17 protein-coding genes and 2 tRNA genes are annotated in these 19,329 nt (G+C 54.1%); 4 read left to right on the top strand and 15 right to left on the bottom strand.

Features of this window, described 5'->3' with window-relative positions:
* The first annotated feature begins 7 nt into the window (after nt 1-7).
* The gene (ppiC, locus tag ED901_RS15960; RefSeq protein WP_056772340.1) at nt 8-289 is read left to right on the top strand and encodes a peptidylprolyl isomerase PpiC; all 282 of its coding nucleotides are present in this window, start codon (nt 8-10) and stop codon (nt 287-289) included.
* Nucleotides 290-378: 89 nt separating this feature from the next.
* On the opposite strand, the gene ilvC is transcribed toward ppiC, so the two are convergent.
* Nucleotides 379-1,854 carry a ketol-acid reductoisomerase gene (gene ilvC / locus ED901_RS15955; RefSeq protein WP_056772344.1) on the bottom strand — a complete coding sequence of 492 codons (1,476 nt, stop codon included), beginning with the start codon at nt 1,852-1,854 and terminating at the stop codon, nt 379-381.
* 186 nt (nt 1,855-2,040) lie between these two features.
* On the opposite strand from ilvC, the gene ilvY reads away from it, so the two are divergent.
* Nucleotides 2,041-2,922, top strand: a complete 882-nt coding sequence (gene ilvY, locus ED901_RS15950; protein WP_056772346.1) for an HTH-type transcriptional activator IlvY — start codon at nt 2,041-2,043, stop codon at nt 2,920-2,922.
* Between the two features lie 52 nt (nt 2,923-2,974).
* On the opposite strand, the gene ilvA is transcribed toward ilvY, so the two are convergent.
* The 7 genes from ilvA to ED901_RS15915 form a co-directional block, all read right to left on the bottom strand.
* Nucleotides 2,975-4,519 carry a threonine ammonia-lyase, biosynthetic gene (gene ilvA, locus ED901_RS15945; protein WP_122096503.1) on the bottom strand — a complete coding sequence of 515 codons (1,545 nt, stop codon included), beginning with the start codon at nt 4,517-4,519 and terminating at the stop codon, nt 2,975-2,977.
* Nucleotides 4,520-4,524: 5 nt separating this feature from the next.
* Nucleotides 4,525-6,375 carry a dihydroxy-acid dehydratase gene (gene ilvD, locus ED901_RS15940; RefSeq protein WP_122096502.1) on the bottom strand — a complete coding sequence of 617 codons (1,851 nt, stop codon included), beginning with the start codon at nt 6,373-6,375 and terminating at the stop codon, nt 4,525-4,527.
* 73 nt (nt 6,376-6,448) lie between these two features.
* Complete coding sequence (locus tag ED901_RS15935) at nt 6,449-7,378, bottom strand: branched-chain amino acid transaminase (RefSeq protein WP_122096501.1); 930 nt, start codon at nt 7,376-7,378, stop codon at nt 6,449-6,451.
* 18 nt (nt 7,379-7,396) lie between these two features.
* The gene (gene ilvM, locus ED901_RS15930) at nt 7,397-7,660 is read right to left on the bottom strand and encodes an acetolactate synthase 2 small subunit (protein WP_013577547.1); all 264 of its coding nucleotides are present in this window, start codon (nt 7,658-7,660) and stop codon (nt 7,397-7,399) included.
* On the bottom strand, nt 7,657-9,303 hold the full coding sequence (gene ilvG, locus ED901_RS15925) for an acetolactate synthase 2 catalytic subunit (RefSeq protein ID WP_056772357.1): 1,647 nt from the start codon (nt 9,301-9,303) through the stop codon (nt 7,657-7,659). Before ilvG ends, ilvM begins: the two co-directional genes overlap by 4 nt.
* A gap of 147 nt (nt 9,304-9,450) precedes the next feature.
* Nucleotides 9,451-9,552, bottom strand: coding sequence for an ilv operon leader peptide (gene ilvL / locus ED901_RS15920; RefSeq protein ID WP_015699153.1), 102 nt, complete (start codon nt 9,550-9,552; stop codon nt 9,451-9,453).
* Nucleotides 9,553-9,684: 132 nt separating this feature from the next.
* On the bottom strand, nt 9,685-10,923 hold the full coding sequence (locus ED901_RS15915; protein WP_122096500.1) for an MFS transporter: 1,239 nt from the start codon (nt 10,921-10,923) through the stop codon (nt 9,685-9,687).
* A gap of 365 nt (nt 10,924-11,288) precedes the next feature.
* On the opposite strand from ED901_RS15915, the gene ED901_RS15910 reads away from it, so the two are divergent.
* A complete protein-coding gene (locus tag ED901_RS15910) occupies nt 11,289-12,824 on the top strand; it encodes a YifB family Mg chelatase-like AAA ATPase (RefSeq protein ID WP_122096499.1) in 1,536 nt (511 codons plus the stop codon).
* Nucleotides 12,825-12,849: 25 nt separating this feature from the next.
* Here ED901_RS15910 and ED901_RS15905 read toward each other — a convergent pair whose 3' ends face one another.
* Complete coding sequence (locus ED901_RS15905) at nt 12,850-13,188, bottom strand: DUF413 domain-containing protein (protein WP_056772365.1); 339 nt, start codon at nt 13,186-13,188, stop codon at nt 12,850-12,852.
* 118 nt (nt 13,189-13,306) lie between these two features.
* On the opposite strand from ED901_RS15905, the gene hdfR reads away from it, so the two are divergent.
* Nucleotides 13,307-14,131 (top strand): HTH-type transcriptional regulator HdfR, encoded by an 825-nt coding sequence (gene hdfR, locus ED901_RS15900; protein WP_056772412.1) that lies wholly within the window; start codon nt 13,307-13,309, stop codon nt 14,129-14,131.
* An 11-nt stretch (nt 14,132-14,142) separates the two neighbouring features.
* On the opposite strand, the gene yjfF is transcribed toward hdfR, so the two are convergent.
* From yjfF to ED901_RS15870, 6 genes are all read right to left on the bottom strand, one after another.
* Nucleotides 14,143-15,129, bottom strand: a complete 987-nt coding sequence (gene yjfF / locus ED901_RS15895) for a galactofuranose ABC transporter, permease protein YjfF (RefSeq protein WP_056772370.1) — start codon at nt 15,127-15,129, stop codon at nt 14,143-14,145.
* Nucleotides 15,129-16,148 (bottom strand): galactofuranose ABC transporter, ATP-binding protein YtfT, encoded by a 1,020-nt coding sequence (ytfT, locus tag ED901_RS15890; protein WP_122096498.1) that lies wholly within the window; start codon nt 16,146-16,148, stop codon nt 15,129-15,131. Before ytfT ends, yjfF begins: the two co-directional genes overlap by 1 nt.
* 10 nt (nt 16,149-16,158) lie before the next feature.
* Nucleotides 16,159-17,643, bottom strand: coding sequence for a galactofuranose ABC transporter, ATP-binding protein YtfR (ytfR, locus tag ED901_RS15885; protein ID WP_122096497.1), 1,485 nt, complete (start codon nt 17,641-17,643; stop codon nt 16,159-16,161).
* Nucleotides 17,644-17,750: 107 nt separating this feature from the next.
* The gene (ytfQ, locus tag ED901_RS15880) at nt 17,751-18,707 is read right to left on the bottom strand and encodes a galactofuranose ABC transporter, galactofuranose-binding protein YtfQ (protein WP_056772381.1); all 957 of its coding nucleotides are present in this window, start codon (nt 18,705-18,707) and stop codon (nt 17,751-17,753) included.
* 404 nt (nt 18,708-19,111) lie between these two features.
* Nucleotides 19,112-19,187: transfer RNA gene (locus ED901_RS15875), tRNA-Trp, on the bottom strand.
* A 52-nt stretch (nt 19,188-19,239) separates the two neighbouring features.
* Nucleotides 19,240-19,316, bottom strand: a tRNA-Asp gene (locus ED901_RS15870).
* Nucleotides 19,317-19,329: the final 13 nt, after the last annotated feature.

The raw sequence follows: 19,329 nt of genomic DNA, 5'->3' as shown, positions 1-19,329 counted from the left end.
CTACATCATGGCAAAAACTGCTGCAGCAATGCATATCCTGGTAAAGGAAGAAGCACAGGCACTGGAACTTCTGGAACAACTGAAGAACGGTGGCGATTTTGAGAAGCTGGCTAAGAAGCACTCTACCTGCCCGTCAGGTAAGAAAGGCGGCCATTTAGGTGAATTCAAGCAAGGCGCAATGGTGCCGGCTTTCGACAAAGTGGTTTTCTCTGCACCGCTGATCGAGCCACAAGGCCCGCTGCACACTCAGTTCGGTTACCACATCATTAAGATTTTGTACCGCAACTAAGTTCTGCCTCTGTCAGAACCAAAAGAAAGGGCACCGCATTTTCATGCAGTGCCCTTTTTATTTCTATTTCATACCTGAGGGTTAACGAATTAACTCGCTACCGCAATGCGTTTCATGTCAGTCATATAGCCACGCAGAGTGCGGCCAATTGACTCGATCGGGTGATTGCGAATCGCTTCGTTAACATCACGCAGCTGTGCGTTATCAACCTGCGTTTCAGCCACTGATTTGCCCAAATCGCCCGCCTGCAGCGTGGTCATGAACTCTTTCAGCAACGGCACGGCGGCGTTAGCGAACAGGTAGTTACCGTATTCAGCGGTATCAGAGATTACCACGTTCATTTCGTACAGACGCTTACGTGCAACGGTGTTGGCGATCAGCGGCAGTTCGTGCAGTGATTCGTAGTAAGCGGATTCTTCGATGATGCCGGAAGCCACCATGGTTTCGAAGGCCAGCTCAACGCCCGCTTTCACCATCGCAATCATCACAACGCCGTGGTCGAAGTATTCCTGCTCGGAGATTTTACCGTCGAACTGTGGTGCGTTTTCGAACGCGGTGGCGCCCGTTTCTTCACGCCAGGTCAGCAGATTTTTGTCGTCGTTCGCCCAGTCAGCCATCATGCCGCTGGAGAATTCGCCGGAGATGATGTCGTCCATGTGTTTCTGGAACAGTGGCGCCATGATCTCTTTCAGTTGTTCGGACAGTGCATAAGCACGCAGTTTCGCCGGGTTGGACAGACGATCCATCATCAGCGTGATGCCGCCTTGTTTCAGCGCTTCGGTGATGGTTTCCCAGCCGAACTGCAGCAGTTTTTCTGCGTAAGCTTCATCAACGCCGTCAGCAACCAGTTTGTCGAAGCACAGCAGAGAACCGGCCTGCAACATACCGCACAGGATAGTCTGCTCGCCCATCAGGTCAGATTTCACTTCGGCAACGAAGGAAGACTGCAGAACGCCCGCACGGTGGCCGCCGGTGGCTGCTGCCCAGGCTTTAGCAATCGCCATGCCTTCGCCTTTCGGATCGTTTTCCGGATGAACTGCGATCAGCGTCGGTACACCGAAACCGCGTTTGTATTCTTCACGTACTTCGGTACCCGGACATTTCGGCGCAACCATCACCACGGTGATGTCTTTACGGATTTGCTCGCCCACTTCAACGATGTTGAAACCGTGGGAATAGCCCAGGGTTGCGCCATCCTTCATCAGAGGCTGAACGGCTTTTACTACCGCGCTGTGCTGTTTGTCTGGCGTCAGGTTAACGACCAGATCCGCCTGCGGGATCAGTTCTTCGTAGGTGCCGACTTTAAAGCCGTTTTCAGTCGCTTTACGCCATGAAGCGCGCTTCTCGGCAATCGCTTCTGCACGCAGGGTATATGACACATCCAGGCCAGAATCACGCATGTTCAGACCCTGGTTCAAACCTTGTGCGCCACAGCCCACGATCACCACTTTTTTACCTTTGAGGTAGCTGGCTTCGTCGGCGAATTCATCGCGACCCATGAAGCGGCATTTGCCCAGTTGTGCCAGCTGCTGACGCAGGTTCAGTGTGTTGAAATAGTTAGCCATGTCTTGCTCCGTTCTTTCGAGGTAAGTGCTGTTATTTTTTGTTTCACCGGTGAGCCGGTGAACGCCGTGAATTCACTATATGTCATGCGACATATTGCTTAAATTGATATATTACGAAGATGACGTTGCAGATTATGCAATACTCCTGAACAGCCATCTTTAATGCGAGAAAACCGGGTAATCGTTATGGACTTACGTGATCTGAAACTGTTTTTACATCTGGCGGAAAGCCGCCATTTTGGCCGTTCATCGAAGGCGATGCATGTCAGCCCGTCCACGCTTTCGCGCCAGATCCAGCGGCTGGAAGAGGAGCTCGGCCAGCCGCTGTTTCAGCGTGATAACCGCACCGTGCAGCTGACCAGTGCGGGCGAACAGCTCAGAAACTTTGCCCAGCAGACGCTGCTGCATTACCAGCAACTGCGCAGCGGGCTGGATCAGCATGGCCCGACGCTGAGCGGCGAACTGCGTCTGTTTTGCTCGGTGACCGCCGCCTACAGCCATCTGCCGCCGATTCTGGACCGCTTCCGCGCACAGCATCCGCTGGTCGAAATTAAACTGACCACCGGCGATGCCGCCGATGCGGTCGAAAAAGTGCAGTCTACCGACGCGGATTTAGGTATCGCCGGACATCCTGAAAGTTTGCCGGGCAGCGTCGATTTCGCAAAGATTGGCGAAATCTCAATGATCCTGATTTCGCCTTCGCTGCCCTGCGCGGTGCGCACCCAGGTCAGCGAACCTCATCCCGACTGGTCGCGGATCCCGTTTATTCTTCCCGAGCATGGCCCGGCGCGAAAACGTATCGACATCTGGTTCAAACGCAACCGTCTGACTAATCCGCTGATTTACGCCACGGTGTCCGGCCATGAAGCGATTGTCTCGATGGTCGCGCTTGGCTGCGGCATTGCGCTGATCCCGTCGGTCGTGGTCGACAACAGCCCGGAATCCATCCGCAACCGCATTACCATTCTGGATAACGTTGCGGTCGGCGCACCGCTGGAGCTGGGCGTCTGCGTGCAGAAAAAACGCCTCAACGAACCGCTGATTGACGCGTTCTGGCAGTTACTCTGAGCCTTTCAGGCAATAAAAAACGGGACGCTTTTCAGGCGTCCCGTTTTCGTTATCAGCCCGCTAAGAAGAAGCGGAATGCAGGATTATCACTTTCGTTGTGACAGTCATAACCCAACGCCTTCAGGTTCTGTTCGAACTCCGGCTCTTCCTCGTTCAGCTCAAAGGCTGCCAGCACGCGACCAAAATCGGTGCCATGGCTGCGATAATGGAACAGCGAAATATTCCAGTGCGTGCCCAGCGTGTGCAGGAATTTCAGCAAAGCGCCGGGGGATTCCGGGAACTCAAAGCTGTAAAGCCGCTCGCGCAGAGGCTTGGTCGGACGCCCGCCCACCATGTAACGCACATGCAGTTTCGCCATTTCATCATCAGAAAGATCGACCACCTGATAACCGTCGTGATTCAGTTCATCGATGATTTCCAGACGTTCCGCATGTCCGCGCGTCAGACGCACGCCGACGAAAATGCAGGCGTTGTCGGCATCGGCATAACGGTAATTGAACTCCGTTACCGAACGGCCACCCAACAGCTGACAGAATTTCAGGAAGCTGCCTTTGCGCTCAGGAATGGTCACCGCCAGCAGCGCTTCGCGTTGCTCGCCCAGCTCGCAGCGTTCTGACACATAACGCAGACCGTGGAAATTCACGTTCGCGCCGGAAAGCACATGCGCCAGACGCTCGCCCTGAATGTTGTGCTGCTGAACGTATTTCTTCAGCCCCGCCAGCGCCAGCGCGCCGGAAGGCTCAGCAATCGCACGCACATCTTCGAACAAATCTTTCACGGCCGCGCAGATGGAATCACTGTCAACGGTGATCACATCATCCAGATATTCACGACACAGGCGGAAGGTTTCCGTCCCGATGCGCTTCACGGCCACGCCTTCGGCGAACAACCCGACACGCGCCAGATCAACCGGTTCACCGGCATCGAGCGCCGCGCGCAGACAAGCCGAATCTTCCGCTTCAACGCCGATCACCTGAATCTGCGGCATCAGCTGTTTGATCAGTACTGCGACACCCGCCGCAAGACCACCGCCGCCGACAGGCACGAAGACGCGGTCCAGATGCGCATCCTGTTGCAGCAGTTCCATCGCCAGCGTGCCCTGGCCGGCGATCACCGCCGGATGGTCAAACGGCGGCACAAAGGTCATGCCCTGTTCCTGCGACAGCGTTATCGCTTTGGCTTTCGCCTCATCGAAATTCGCACCATGCAGCAGCACTTCGCCACCGAAATTACGCACGGCATCGACCTTGATGTCAGCGGTCGCCACCGGCATCACGATCAGCGATTTAATGCCTTTTTTGGTGGCCGACAGCGCAACGCCCTGTGCGTGGTTACCGGCAGAAGCCGTAATCACGCCGCGCGCGGCCTGCTCTTCGGTCAGGCTGGCGATCATGGAATACGCACCGCGCAGTTTAAAACTGTGAACAGCCTGGCGGTCCTCCCTCTTCACCAGAATGGTGTTACCCAGCCGGGAAGAGATCTTTTCCATGACCTGCAAAGGCGTCACCTGTGCGACTTCATAAACCGGCGCACGCAGCACGGCGCGCAGATATTCGGCACCACCCGGTTGATCGGGCAGAGGTTGAGATACCGCCATGGCCTTTAGCCTCCCAGCTTAGACTTGTCGCGAACGGCGCCTTTATCGGCACTGGTCGCCAGCAATGCGTAAGCACGCAGCGCCAGAGACACCACGCGTTCGCGGTTCTTCGGCGTCCAGGCTTTGTCGCCGCGCGCCAGTTCGGCCTCGTGACGGGCAGCCAGTTCAGCCGCAGGAACGTCCAGTACCATTTTGCGGTTCGGAATATCGATATCAATGATGTCGCCATCTTCCACCAGCGCAATCATGCCGCCGCTGCCCGCTTCCGGAGAAACGTGGCCGATGGACAGGCCGGAAGTGCCGCCGGAGAAACGACCGTCGGTGATCAGCGCACACTCTTTGCCCAGACCCATGGATTTCAGGTAGGTGGTCGGATACAGCATTTCCTGCATGCCCGGACCGCCTTTTGGCCCTTCGTAGCGGATAACCACGACGTCGCCGGACACGACTTTGCCACCGAGAATTGCGGAAACCGCATCATCCTGGCTTTCGTACACTTTGGCCGGGCCACGGAAAGTCAGGTTGGATTTATCCACGCCTGCGGTTTTCACGATACTGCCCGCTTCGGCGATGTTGCCGTAAAGCACGGCCAGACCGCCGTCTTTGCTGAACGCATGTTCCAGCGAGCGGATACACCCTTCCGCGCGGTCATCATCCAGCGTGTCCCAGCGGCAATCCTGAGAGAATGCCTGCGTGGTACGGATACCTGCCGGGCCTGCGCGGAACATTTTTTTCACCGCTTCGTCTTTGGTCAGCATGATGTCGTACTGTTCAAGCGTCTGCGTCAGATTCAGGCCCAGGATATTTTTCACGTCGCGGTTCAGCAGGTTCGCACGATCCAGCTCGCCCAGAATTGCCAGCACGCCACCGGCGCGGTGAACGTCTTCCATATGGTATTTCGGCGTGCTCGGTGCCACTTTACACAGGTGTGGTACAACGCGTGACAGACGGTCGATGTCGATCATATCGAATTCGATGCCGCCTTCCTGCGCCGCAGCCAGCAGGTGAAGAACGGTGTTAGTGGAACCGCCCATGGCGATATCCAGCGTCATGGCATTTTCGAATGCCGCTTTGCTGGCGATGTTGCGTGGCAACGCGGATTCATCATCTTTTTCGTAATAACGTTTGGTCAGCTCAACGATACGACGACCGGCATTCAGGAACAGATCCCGGCGGTCGGCGTGGGTCGCCAGCAATGAACCGTTACCCGGCTGAGACAGGCCCAGCGCTTCGGTCAGACAGTTCATGGAGTTGGCGGTGAACATACCGGAACAGGAACCACAGGTCGGACAGGCAGAACGTTCGATCTGTTCGCTGTCAGCATCGCTGACGTTCGGGTTTGCGCCCTGAATCATCGCATCGACCAGGTCGAGTTTGATAATTTTGTCGGACAGCTTGGTTTTACCGGCTTCCATCGGACCGCCGGAAACGAAGATCACCGGAATGTTCAGGCGCAGTGACGCCATCAGCATTCCCGGGGTGATTTTGTCGCAGTTGGAAATACACACCATGGCATCGGCGCAGTGTGCGTTCACCATGTATTCCACGGAATCCGCGATCAGTTCGCGCGAAGGCAATGAATACAGCATGCCGCCATGACCCATGGCGATCCCGTCATCCACGGCGATGGTATTAAATTCTTTCGCTACGCCGCCGGAGGCTTCGATTTGCTCGGCAACCAGTTTACCCAGATCGCGCAAGTGAACGTGGCCCGGTACGAACTGGGTAAAGGAGTTGACGACGGCAATAATGGGCTTACCGAAATCGTCATCGGTCATGCCGGTGGCACGCCATAATGCGCGGGCGCCAGCCATGTTGCGGCCATGAGTCGTGGTGTGGGAACGGTACTTAGGCATGCTCTGTTCACTCCAAATCATTTCTGTTTAGCAGGCAGCGAAATCGCTACCTGCGCAATTCTTATTCTTTTGACTACTGTGGATTGATAGGATCCAGCCAACCCCATTTGTCTTCGGTTTTGCCGGTGAACAGGCCGAAGAACGCATCCTGAATTTGTTTGGTCACCGGACCACGTTTGCCGATGCCGACCTGAATGCCGTCCACGCTGCGTACTGGCGTGATTTCTGCGGCGGTGCCGGACATGAAGACTTCATCTGCCAGATACAGGGATTCACGGGACAATACCTGCTCACGCACTTCCAGACCCATATCTTTCGCCAGTTTAATAATAGCGTCACGGGTGATACCCGGCAGCGCGGAAGAGGTAAACGGAGGCGTGAACAGAATGCCTTCTTTCACTTCAAACAGGTTTTCGCCTGCACCTTCAGAGACATAACCGTGAATGTCCAGCGCGATACCTTCCTGATAACCGTGGCGACGCGCTTCGCTGCCGACCAGCAATGAGGACAGGTAGTTACCACCGGCTTTCGCGGCAGTGGGAATGGTGTTGGCGGCAACGCGGTTCCAGGAAGACACCATCGCGTCGATGCCCTGTTCCAGCGCTTCTTCACCCAGATAGGCGCCCCACGGGAAGGCGGCAATGATCACGTCAGTTTTGTAGCCATCCGGTGGATTCACGCCCATGCCGACATCGCCCACAAACACCAGCGGACGGATATAGGCGCTGACCAGATTGTTTTTGCGCAGGGTTTCGCGGCAGGCTTCCATCAGCTCATCAACACTCTGAGAAACCGGCATACGGTAGATTTTGGCGGAATCGCGCAGACGCTGCATATGTTCACGGTGGCGGAAGACGACCGGACCTTTATGGGAGTCGTAGCAACGTACGCCTTCGAAAACAGACGTGCCGTAATGCAACGCGTGTGACATCACGTGAACCTTCGCGTCTGCCCACGGAACCATCTCACCATTGAACCAAATGTAATCAGCTTTCTTCGTCATTCTTATCGTCCCTATTACTCACGCATTCGCGCGTATTTGTTGTGATGTGTGTTGCTGGATCTCGACACAGGCGACATCCATAAGTTTGCGTAACTGTGAAGACAGTAAATCTACCGGCCGCTGGCTGGCAACGGTCAATTCGATATTTATGTTTTCCGCATTGACCATCGGGGTCATGTTCATCGCGCATACCTGAAAACCACGGTGGCGAACAACGCGTAATACGCGTTCCAACATTTCAGGGCGGAAACGGGCCTGGATTGAGACGTTATGCTGCATCATGACATTTTCTCCAACATGGTTTCGTTGCCTGCGCCCGGTGGCACCAGAGGCCAGACATTTTCATTTTCGTCGATGGAAACCTGAAGCAAATACGGACCTTCGCTGTTGAAGAAGGCGTCCAGAGCGGCATCGACTTGGTCTTTACGGTGAATACGTTGGCCGGGGATGTTAAATGCGCTGGCCAGCGTCACAAAATCGGGGTTATCGGAGAGGTTGGTTTCACTGAAGCGTCCGTCGAAGAACAATTCCTGCCACTGTCGAACCATCCCTAACCGCTGGTTATCCAGCAGCAGGATTTTAACGGGCAACTGTTTTCGCTTGATGGTGCCCAGTTCCTGAACATTCATCATGAAGGAACCGTCACCGGAAACGCAGATCACCATGTCATCCGGGCGGGCAACCTGTGCGCCGACGGCTGCCGGAACGCCAAAGCCCATCGTGCCCAGACCGCTGGAGGTGATGAAGTTTTCCGGGCGGGTGAACTGCATATGTTGCGCGGTCCACATCTGATGCTGGCCGACGTCAGTCGTCACCACGGTATTCGCCGATTTACGATCGGAGATTTGTTTCAGCAGCAGCGGCGCATAAATCGCTTCGCCCGGATGGTCGTAGCGCCATTCGCCCTGCGCTTTCAGCGTCATCACTTCATCACGCCATGCGTTGATCTTCAGTGGCTGTTGCAGCGCCGGTAACAGCGCATTCAGATCACCCTGCAACGCCACGTGCGCCTGACGCAGTTTGTTCAGCTCAGCCGGATCGATATCCATATGGATAACCGCTGCGTGCGGCGCAAAGGTGTTCAGTTTTCCGGTCACACGGTCATCGAAGCGAGCCCCAACGGCGATCAGTAAGTCAGAAGACTGAACCGCCAGATTCGCCGCTTTAGTGCCGTGCATTCCCAACATGCCCAGATAGCAGGGGTCAGTGGCATCCGGCGCGCCCAGGCCTTTCAGCGTGGCCACCGCAGGAATGCCGGTGACCGAGATAAAATCGCGTAATGCCGGAACAGCCTGCGCCATCCCGACACCGCCGCCGATATACAGCATCGGTTTTTGAGCGGCGGCGATCATGGCGCGGGCCTGTTCCAGTTCAGCAACCGGGTGCGGGAAAGATTCTTCCACCGCCAGCAGATGGGGTGGCAGTTCGCCGGTCGCCAGCTGGATGTCTTTCGGGATGTCGATCAGCACCGGGCCCGGACGGCCTGAGCTGGCGATGGCAAACGCTTCAGCCATGATTTCCGGCAGTGCGTCCAGCGATTCCACCAGGAAACTGTGTTTGGTGCAGGCCAGGGACAAACCTAAAACGTCGATCTCCTGGAAAGCGTCGGTGCCGATAAAGGCGGAGCCGACCTGACCGGTGATGGCCACCAGCGGAACGGAATCTAACAGCGCGTCGGCCAGACCGGTGATCAGGTTGGTCGCGCCAGGGCCGGAAGTGGCAATACACACGCCGACTTTTCCGGTTGAACGGGCATAGCCGATGGCGGCCATTGCGGCACCTTGCTCATGCCGGCACAACAGGTGTTCCACGCCGCCGTCATACAGTGCATCGTATACCGGCATGATTGCCCCGCCGGGATAACCAAACACCATATCTACCCCCTGCGCACGCAACGCTTGTACTACCCACTGTGCTCCGTTCATCCTTATTCTCCTGCCTTTTTGCGACAAGTGCAGAACATTATGCTGTTGCTCATTTTCCGACCCCGCTTCACTGTTCTCTGAAATTCCTGACCCAAAAAAAAACCCCGGACCTTTCGGTGCGGGGTTTCTTTTCAGGTTCAGGCTTGTTTAATAAGCCTTTCTTCGTCCAAGTGCAGCCCCGCACGGTGGGATAATAATCACCACCACGCTAATCACGACTAGGCTAACTACGAGGAGAAGGGCTTTCATTTTTCGGTTTCTATAATTCATATTGCGAACGATTGCCTACAGAGTTATCACAGTAATGCATTTAATGACAACATTTTTCTTGCGTTATTAATTGCGGCCCGTCGCAGCATCAGCGAAAAATTCAGTGAAAAATCAAACCTTAGCGGGTTGATCGGTCGCCTGATTATTTATTGCTCCTGTTATCGCTTTTCCGCGCGTATCCCGGCCAAACGCCACCAGCACAGAAATCACGATCGCCACCGTCCCGGCCACAATGGCCATCGCCAGCCCGTAGTTATGTCCGTGACTTTCAGCAATGCTTGCCTGCAACGTGGCATTGACCGACGCCAGCAGATTCCCAAGCTGATAAACAAAACCGGGCAGCACCGCGCGGGTATTGGCCGGCACCAGCTCGGTGAGATAAGACGGAATAACGCCCCACGCGCCCTGTACCATAAACTGCATCAGGAAAGCCCCCAGCCCGATGGTCCAGGTTCCGCTGGAGAAAGCCCACAGAGGGATCACCGGTAATGAGAGTAAGGCCGCGATAATAATGGCTTTTTTCCGCCCGATTTTCTCTGACAGCGTGCCAAAGAAGATACCGCCGATGATCGAGGCTATGGTGTAACTGATGGCGATCAGGCTGACCGTATGTGCATCAAAACCATGCTGAACTTTCAGGAATGAGGGGTAGAGATCCTGCGTTCCGTGGCTGAAGAAATTGAACGCCGCCATCAGCACCACCAGATAGACGCAGAGTTTCCAGTGCGATTTCAGCACCGGCAGCAACGCTGTACTTTCTTTTCGCTCACGGGCGGCCAGCCAGACAGGTGATTCCTGCACTTTGAACCAGATGAACGGCAGCAGGAAAACGGGCACCGCACCGATCACAAACATTCCGCGCCAGCCAACCAGTTCTGAGAACAGCCCGTACACCACCGCCGCCAGCAGATAACCAAACGGATAACCGGCCTGGAAAATCCCCGACATCATGCCGCGTGAACGGTCGGGGATGGTTTCCATCGCCAGTGATGACGCCACGCCCCAGACACCGCCCATCGCGATCCCGTAAATCACACGCAGGATCAGGAAAATGGTCAGCGACGGTGCTGCTGCCGTACACAGTTCGAAGATGGAAAAGCAGGCAATGTTCACCATCAGCACCGGCTTACGCCCGTATTTTTCCGCTGCCCGCCCAAACACCAGCGCGCCAATCGGCCGCACTGCCAGCGTCAGTAAAATAGCCAGCGTGACCTCTTTGATATCCACCTGAAATGCGGCCGCTATATCACTGAGAAGAAAGACTAAAATAAAGAAATCGAAGGCGTCGAGAGTCCAGCTCAAAAAACTGGCGATGGCAACGTTTCGCTGCCGTGAAGTCCAACCAAACATGGGTGTATCCCTATTCCGGAAAGATGCAGGCAATGCGCTCAACGAGCCGATCCGGAAAATCCTCGGTGAGGCAGAGAGATGTTAATTAATAATTGGTATTTGTTTGTTTATTGTTAAATACATTCAAATTAAACACCGCTGATGCACAAACCAGCAACTTAATTAGCCCGCTAATTTGTTTCCAGACACCACAAGCTGTTAGAGGATGTTGCGAGTTATGCGAGACGCCGCACAGCCCTTTGATTTCATTTGCTAACTTCATGAGATTTTTTGCGTAACGTTGCGCAGGGCTGAGATCTTATTTCCGCAACTGTTGGGCATTACGGCATGCTGTTGTCAGGAATTTTCACCGCAAAGGAAAAAGCATGTCATTAGCCGTGGTATTTACGCGCGCATCGCTGGGCGTTCAGGCACCCGGCGTCTCTATCGAAGTGCATATCAGCAACGGCTTACCCGCGCTGACGCTGGTCGGATTGCCTGAAACCACCGTTAAGGAAGCCAGGGACCGTGTGCGCAGCGCAATCATTAACTGCGGATTCACTTTCCCGGCAAAGCGCATCACCGTGAACCTCGCGCCCGCAGATTTACCCAAGGAAGGCGGCCGCTACGATCTGTCGATAGCCCTGGCGATTCTGGTGGCCTCTGAGCAATTGCAGGGAGATAAGCTGAATGAATATGAATTCTTAGGCGAACTCGGGCTTTCAGGCGCATTGCGCAGCGTTAACGGCGCGATCCCGGCCGCACTTGAGGCGCAAAAAGAGGGGCGCATCCTGATCCTCCCGCAAAACAATCAGGCGGAAATGACGCTGCTGGATCCCGGCGTCGCGCGCATCGCCGGACATTTGCTACAGGTTTGCGCCTTTCTTCAGGGCGAAGACAACCTGCCGACCATCGAATACCCGGCGCAGCCTTCCGCTCAGGTGAATCCGCCCGACATTGCCGAAATCATCGGTCAGGAGCAGTCCAAGCGAGCGCTGGAAGTCGCCGCTGCAGGCGGCCATAACTTACTGCTGATTGGCCCGCCTGGCACAGGCAAAACCATGCTCGCCAGCCGGTTACCCGGATTGCTGCCGCCCCTGAGCAATGAAGAAAAACTGGAAACCGCGGCCATCGCCAGCCTGGTGTATAACCCGGAGGAAGACGGCGAGTTTTCCCGCGTTCGCCCGTTTCGCGCGCCGCATCACAGCACGTCAATGAGTGCGCTGGTTGGCGGCGGTTCGTTGCCCAGACCGGGAGAAATTTCTCTGGCCCACAACGGTGTTCTGTTTCTTGATGAGCTGCCTGAATTTCAGCGTCAGGTTTTGGATGCTCTGCGCCAGCCAATGGAGTCCGGCGAAATCACCATTTCCCGCGCCCGGGCGAAAGTACGCTATCCGGCAAGAGCACAACTGATTGCCGCGATGAATCCCAGCCCAACCGGACATTATCAGGGCGTCCATAACCGCACGCCGCCACAGCAGGTTTTACGCTATCTGAGCCGGCTATCAGGGCCTTTCCTTGACCGTTTCGATTTATCGATTGAAGTACCGCTTTTACCGCCGGGTATTTTGAGCCAGCAAAATCATGCGCCTGTCGTGAGGGAAAGTAGCGCAGAAGTGCGGGAGCGGGTGTTGATCGCCAGGGACATTCAGTTAAACCGGGCGGGGAAAATTAACGCCCATCTCAAAAGCAGTGAAGTTGAGGTGTATTGTGTTTTAACCAAAGCGGATGCGGAATTTCTGGAAGAGGTGCTGCATAAACTGGGATTGTCGGTGAGAGCCTGGCATCGCATTCTTAAAGTCGCGAGAACGCTGGCCGATTTGGGGGGCTGTGAAGCCATTGAACGCAAACATATTGCGGAGGCGCTGAGCTATCGCAGCATGGATAGGCTATTGTTAACGCTGCATAAGAGTCTGGCATAAAAAAACGGGGCAGAGCCCCGTTTCATTAGTCGTCGCTTTCCGTGTAGTCTTCTACAGCGTCAGCCTGCGGCTTACCGCCAGACAACGTGTGGAATTTCTTCGGACGACGCGTGCGGACAATGTATTTGTTCCACACTTTTTCTGCATCCGTTACCGGTTCACGCGTACCGCGGCAAACCTCAAGGAACAGCTTTTCTTCGTCGGTTGCTGGCTCGCGTTTTCCCAAATCCAGTTCGTTAAAGGCAAAGCCGTAACGTTCTAGCATTTGCGCTTCTTTAATGGTGAAATCGCCATGCCGGGAGAACCCGCGAGGGTAATGTTTATTATCAAAAAAACGACTTGTCGTGGTGAAGCTTTCCGCCATCTGACACGCTCCTAATTCTCTCATGGTCGTGCTGTTATGGCGCGGAGTATTAGTTAGGCTTGACATTGTGTAAAACAAAACATTTAAATCTTAACGACAAAAATAATTGGAGATGGTTTTGGACACGGAATTACTGAAAACCTTTTTGGAGGTCAGTAGAACTCGCCACTTTGGTCGGGCGGCGGAATCTCTCTATCTTACGCAATCCGCTGTCAGCTTTCGTATCCGGCAACTGGAAACTCAACTTGGTGCGAATTTATTCACCCGCCATCGAAATAATATCCGCTTAACGCCCGCAGGAGAGCGCCTGCTGCCTTACGCCGAAAATCTGATGTCTACCTGGCAACTGGCGAAAAAAGAGGTGATACGCTCGTTACAGCACACAGAATTGTCGATTGGTGCCACGGCATCGCTCTGGGAAGCGTATCTGACCCCCTGGATGCAGTCTCTCTATGTGCAACGTGACACGTTACGGCTGGAAGCGCGCATCGCGTTACGCCAGTCACTGGTGAAGCAATTGCATGAAAGACAACTGGATTTGCTGATCACTACCGAGCCGCCAAAGATGGATGAACTCTCAAGCCAGTTGCTGGGTAATTTCTCGTTACGACTCTTTTCATCGCAGAAAACGGTCAGAAGCGAGCATTCACCTTACGTGAAGCTGGAATGGGGGGCAGATTTTCCACAGCAGGAAAAATTGCAGAACAGCGATCAGGAGCCGGTGCTGACAACAACGTCGGCACATCTGACGCGTCAGTTGCTTGAACAAACCGGTGGTTGTGCTTTCCTGCCTGCACACTGGGCAAAAGAATACCCACAACTTGCGGTGCATGAAGACGTTCCACCGGTGATCCGCCCGCTCTACGCGGTGTGGCTGCAAAACAGCGATCAGCAGGTTTTGATCCGTCAGTTACTCAAAACACCGCTGATCACTCATCTCTGAGCCTGCCGCGATCAGGTTGGCTCAGGGCGCGGGTGACGTGCTCTTCTGGCGGTCCAGAATGACCCCATGCCCTTCTGCAAGCCGATAAAGACAAACAGCAGGATGCCCATGACGATTTTGGTCCACCAGGAGCTGAGCGTGCCGTCGAAGGTGATGTAAGTTTGTATTAAACCCTGAATCAGCACGCCGAAAAGGCTTCCGAGCACGGTGCCTACACCGCCGCTGAGTAACGTACCGCCAATCACCACCGAGGCGATAGCATCCAGCTCTACGCCGCTGGCAGCCAGTGCGTAGCCCGCAGAGGTGTAGAGTGAGAACACAATGCCGGAAAGAACCGCCAGCGTACTCGACAGCATGTAGATATAAATCGTGGTGCGTCTGACCGGAACGCCCATCAGCGCAGCCGAAACATTACTGCCGCCGACCGCATAAACGTTGTTACCAAAACGGGTACGGTGCGCCAGAATAATCCCCACGAAAACCACCATGAGCATGACCAGCGCCAACAGAGTAAAGCGGCCTCCTCCCGGCATTTTCCACGCGAAATTGGCGAGAAAATCATAAACAGGATGATTGATGGGCAGCGACTCTTCCGACACGATAAAACTCATCCCGCGCACAAAAAACATACCGGCAAGGGTGATGATAAAAGCCGGGAGCTTTAAGGTGTCGATAATCCAACCCATCAGCGCGCCAAACATCGCCCCCATCAGCAGGACAATCACAAACGCATAGCCGGGCGCGACACCGTATTCGCCAATCAGTTTTGCCAGCAACACGCCGGTAAAGGCAATGACAGAGCCCACGGAAAGGTCGATACCACCAGAGAGAATGACGAACGTCATACCGACGGCGACAATCCCAAGAAACGCGTTATCGGTCAGTAAATCAAAGAAGACCCGCGTGGAGGCGAATCCGGGAAATTGCGTGAAGCAATAACCATATCCGGCAAGGAACACCACGATAGTAATCAGCAGGGGCAAATTTCTTTTCAGCATTATCCCTTCCTCCGGAACAGATTACTGAGCGATACCCGTGGCGACTGCACCACCAGGACGGCCAGTACCACCAGCGCTTTCAGCACCAGATTAAATTCAGGCTTAAAACCTGAGAGCAGGATGCCAGTATTCATACCCTGAATGATCAGCGCCCCAATGACCGAGAGAAGCAAATTGAAGCGCCCGCCGAGCAACGACCCACCGCCAATGACCACGGCCAAAATTGCGTCCAGCTCCAGCCACAACCCCGCATTATTGGCATCCGCACCGCGAATATCGGCGGTCACAATCACGCCGGCAACCGCCGCGCAGATCCCGCAAATCACATAAGTGGAAATCAGCACCAGACGCGCATTCACACCCGCGTTATAAGCCGAGCGGATGTTTATCCCAACTGACTCAATAAACAAGCCAAGCGCCGTTTTCCGCGTCAGCGCCCACACCAGGAACAGCATCACGACCACAATGATGACCGGCATCGGCAGGTAAAATAGAGAGCCGCTGCCAAACTGCGATAAGCCATTATGTTCGAAGGTAACGATTTGCCCTTCAGTGATGAGCTGTGCAATACCGCGCCCGGCCACCATCAGCATCAAAGTTGCGACAATCGGCTGAATCTGCAGAACGGCAACCAGAAAACCATTCCACAGGCCACACACGGCGCCGACCCCCACAGAAGCCAGCAGCACCATCATCAGCGGATAACCCTGAACCGTCATGGTGGCTGCCGTCGCACCGGCAATAGCCATGACGGCACCGACGGAGAGATCGATACCACCGGTCGCAATCACCAGCGTCATTCCAAGTGCAAGCAGCGCCACCGGTGCACCACGATTGAAGATATCAACCAGACTGCCGAACAGGCGGCCATCCTGAATGTGGATGGAGAAAAAGCCCGGTGCCACCAGGCTGTCGATCAATAATATTGCGATGAACGCCCCGATTTGAGTGGCGCCCTTAGGAAATACCCATCGAACTTTGCGCGGTGTTCCTGTCATCGGCAGACTCCTGTTACTCATCGCTATCTCCTCACTGAGCCGCAATGGCTTTCATAATGGCTGGCACGGAGATCTCAGCCTGCTCAATTTCGGCGACATGACGACGATCGCGCAGTACCACGATCCGATCGGCATAACCCGCCAGCTCTTCCAGTTCAGAAGAAATCACCAGCAACGCCAGCCCCTCATCGCACAGTTTTTCAATCAGACGAATGATTTCAGCATGCGCACCCACATCAATACCGCGGGTGGGTTCATCAAGGATAAGAAAGCGGGGATTGGTCGCCAGCCAGCGGGACAGCAACACTTTTTGCTGATTTCCGCCGGAGAGATACTGGATTTCCTGCTCGGTTCCGGGAGTACGAATACCAAGAAGTTTGATGAATTTTTCAGAGATCTGATGCTGTTCTTTCAACGGCAAAGGACGTAACCAACCGCGCTGAGCCTGTAAGGCGAGAATAATGTTTTCTCTCACCGTGGCCGCGCCAATAATACCGTCAGTTTTGCGATCCTCCGGGCAATAACCAAACCCAAGCTTTGCGGCTTTGCGCGGCGTACTGATGGTTTCTGCCCGCCCATCGACCTGCGCTTTACCGCTGTCATGACCTTTTATGCCAAAAATCAGCTGGGCAGTTTCTGTCCGTCCGGATCCAAGTAATCCTGCCAGACCGACAATTTCGCCACGACGAACGTGAAGATCAAAATTCTCAACCACACCACGGCGGCCATAATCTTTAAAATCGACCAGCGGTTCGCCAGTGACATTTCTGTGTTCCGTACGTTTGAGCAGGCTTTCATCAAAGCTGTGGCCCAGCATCATTGGAACAAGATCGATACGCGGTAAATCCACGGTACGCTCGGAACCCACACGTTTGCCGTTTCGCAACACCGTGATGCGATCGCTGATTCGGTAAACCTGATCAAGAAAATGGGTCACAAAGATCATCCCCACGCCTTTGTCCCGAAGCTGGACGAGAATATCGAGCAGCATGCTGACTTCTTTTGCATCAAGGCTGGCGGTGGGTTCATCAAGGATTAAGACCTGCGCAGAAAGGTCAACGGCGCGGGCAATTGCCACGATTTGCTGAATCGCAATGGAGTAAGTTGAGAGTGGCTGACTGACATCCAGATGCAGCCCGTAGCCTTCCAGAAGCGCCCCGGCCTGCTGTTCCATCTTGCGCTGATTCACCAGACCAAAACGGGTAGGTTCGCGCCCGATGAAAAGATTAGCTGCAACAGAGATATTGGGCAGGAGATTCACTTCCTGATAAACCGTACCGATTCCCAGTGATTGGGCATGCGCGGTATTAACAGGCTCGATGGATGTACCATTCAAAAATACCTGTCCGGCAGAGCGTTTATAGACGCCCGTCAGGGCTTTAATCATTGTAGATTTACCGGCACCGTTCTCGCCTAAAAGAGCAACTATTTCACCACGTTCGAGGGTAAAGTCGACATTTTCCAGCGCCTTAACGCCGGGGAATTCTACAGAGAGGCCGCGCACATCGAGCAGCATTGCTGAACCTGGATTATCCGTCACGTCACTACTCCTGCTGCATCCGCCATCGGCGGAAAGGGAATAATTTCTACCGGCCTGCCATCAGACAGACCGGTAAAATCGGCTTAATAACCCATGTCTTTTTTCATGTCGTATTCTTTCTGAGCCATATCCGGCAAGATCAAAGCGGACTGAGTCTGAATAAATTTCTTCGGTTGAGTACCGTCTTTTTTCATGGCGATTAATGCATCGAATGCAGGACCGGCCATGTTAGGTGTCAGCTCGACAGAAGCATTGGCTTCGCCATTCAGCATGGCTTTATAGATATCAGGAACGCCGTCGATGGAGACAATTTTGATCTGCGAACCTGGTTTCAGACCCGCTTCTTTGATGGCCTGGATTGCACCGATTGCCATGTCATCGTTATGTGCATAGACGGCACAAATGTTTTTGCCATTTTGTTCAGCTTTGATGAAGCTTTCCATGACCTCTTTACCCTTGCTACGGGTAAAGTCACCAGACTGTGAGCGGATGATTTTTACATTTGGTGCCGCTTTAAGCGCATCCGCAAACCCTTTTTTACGGTTTAACGCGACGCTTGCGCCGACGGTTCCCTGCAGTTCGACCACGTTACAAGGCTTACCCGCGACATCTTTCACCAGCCAGTCACCGGCAACTTTACCTTCGTAAACGCTGTCAGACGCGACAGCGGCGGTGTACAGAGAAGGATCGCTGACTTCAATAGTTCGGTCCAACAGGAATACGGGGATCTTCGCCTCTTTAGCTTCTGTCAGTACAGGAGCCCAGCCGGTTGCGACTACCGGGGCAATAAAGATGGCATCTACGCCTTGTGCAATAAACGAACGTATTGCCTTAATTTGGTTCTCTTGTTTTTGCTGAGCATCCGCAATTTTCAGTGTGATCCCGCGTTTTTCCGCCTCTGACTTAGACACTTTAGTCTCTGCTGAACGCCAACCAGACTCTGAGCCGATCTGAGAAAAACCCACAACCAGCGGAGCTGCCTGTGCCGCACCACAAAGTGCTGTTGCTACTGCTGCTGCCACAAATAAGCGTTTGTACATGTTTCTTTCCTCGCGTGTAGTCTGAGCTACTTTTTGTTATGACTCGTTGGGTACGGCCAGAACATGCACCTGATATACGCATTCACCCGTCACGACAATTACGTCGTAAAAAGGGGGAAAGAGTCATGTCAGGTTCTGGTTGTCGTCATAAGACGATGATTAGGTTTAGTACACAGGGAAAAAGGGAGCATGAGCGGGGTCACATATGGGGATAACAATCATTTAGTGCATGTATTTAGCCAAAATATGACCAGAAATAACCGAAAATAGCGGCGGTATTGCGCTTAAAGTGTGCAAATGTCTGCAATGAAAGGTGTGTGCATTGAGGAGTAATGTGTTTGCGGGGAACAGTCAGGGAATTTTAGATAAAAAAAAGCCCCTCGCTTTCGCGAAGGGCTCTGATATGGCAGGGGCGGAGAGACTCGAACTCGCGACACCCGGTTTTGGAGACCGGTGCTCTACCAACTGAGCTACGCCCCTAAATTACGCTTAACATTATGCCTGCTAAAATTAGCAGGCATAATCAAATAAGTGGCGGAACGGACGGGGCTCGAACCCGCGACCCCCTGCGTGACAGGCAGGTATTCTAACCAACTGAACTACCGCTCCACCGGTTCTTTCA

Origin of the sequence: Rahnella sp. Larv3_ips (assembly GCF_003697865.1) — a bacterium.
Taxonomy (GTDB): domain Bacteria; phylum Pseudomonadota; class Gammaproteobacteria; order Enterobacterales; family Enterobacteriaceae; genus Rahnella; species Rahnella rivi.
The sequence above is the reverse complement of the archived record's forward strand: the minus strand, read 5'-3'. Positions and strand labels throughout refer to the sequence as shown.

Coding starts and splice junctions, on each gene's coding strand:
- ED901_RS15905 (WP_056772365.1), bottom strand. CDS start 13,188: ATGGCGGAAAGCTTCACCACGACAAGTCGTTTTTTTGATAATAAACAT.
- ytfT (WP_122096498.1), bottom strand. CDS start 16,148: ATGAGTAACAGGAGTCTGCCGATGACAGGAACACCGCGCAAAGTTCGA.
- ilvL (WP_015699153.1), bottom strand. CDS start 9,552: ATGAAAGCCCTTCTCCTCGTAGTTAGCCTAGTCGTGATTAGCGTGGTG.
- ilvM (WP_013577547.1), bottom strand. CDS start 7,660: ATGATGCAGCATAACGTCTCAATCCAGGCCCGTTTCCGCCCTGAAATG.
- ilvA (WP_122096503.1), bottom strand. CDS start 4,519: ATGGCGGTATCTCAACCTCTGCCCGATCAACCGGGTGGTGCCGAATAT.
- ED901_RS15935 (WP_122096501.1), bottom strand. CDS start 7,378: ATGACGAAGAAAGCTGATTACATTTGGTTCAATGGTGAGATGGTTCCG.
- ED901_RS15915 (WP_122096500.1), bottom strand. CDS start 10,923: ATGTTTGGTTGGACTTCACGGCAGCGAAACGTTGCCATCGCCAGTTTT.
- yjfF (WP_056772370.1), bottom strand. CDS start 15,129: ATGCTGAAAAGAAATTTGCCCCTGCTGATTACTATCGTGGTGTTCCTT.
- ilvY (WP_056772346.1), top strand. CDS start 2,041: ATGGACTTACGTGATCTGAAACTGTTTTTACATCTGGCGGAAAGCCGC.
- ytfQ (WP_056772381.1), bottom strand. CDS start 18,707: ATGTACAAACGCTTATTTGTGGCAGCAGCAGTAGCAACAGCACTTTGT.
- ppiC (WP_056772340.1), top strand. CDS start 8: ATGGCAAAAACTGCTGCAGCAATGCATATCCTGGTAAAGGAAGAAGCA.
- ytfR (WP_122096497.1), bottom strand. CDS start 17,643: ATGCTGCTCGATGTGCGCGGCCTCTCTGTAGAATTCCCCGGCGTTAAG.
- ilvC (WP_056772344.1), bottom strand. CDS start 1,854: ATGGCTAACTATTTCAACACACTGAACCTGCGTCAGCAGCTGGCACAA.
- ED901_RS15910 (WP_122096499.1), top strand. CDS start 11,289: ATGTCATTAGCCGTGGTATTTACGCGCGCATCGCTGGGCGTTCAGGCA.
- ilvD (WP_122096502.1), bottom strand. CDS start 6,375: ATGCCTAAGTACCGTTCCCACACCACGACTCATGGCCGCAACATGGCT.
- ilvG (WP_056772357.1), bottom strand. CDS start 9,303: ATGAACGGAGCACAGTGGGTAGTACAAGCGTTGCGTGCGCAGGGGGTA.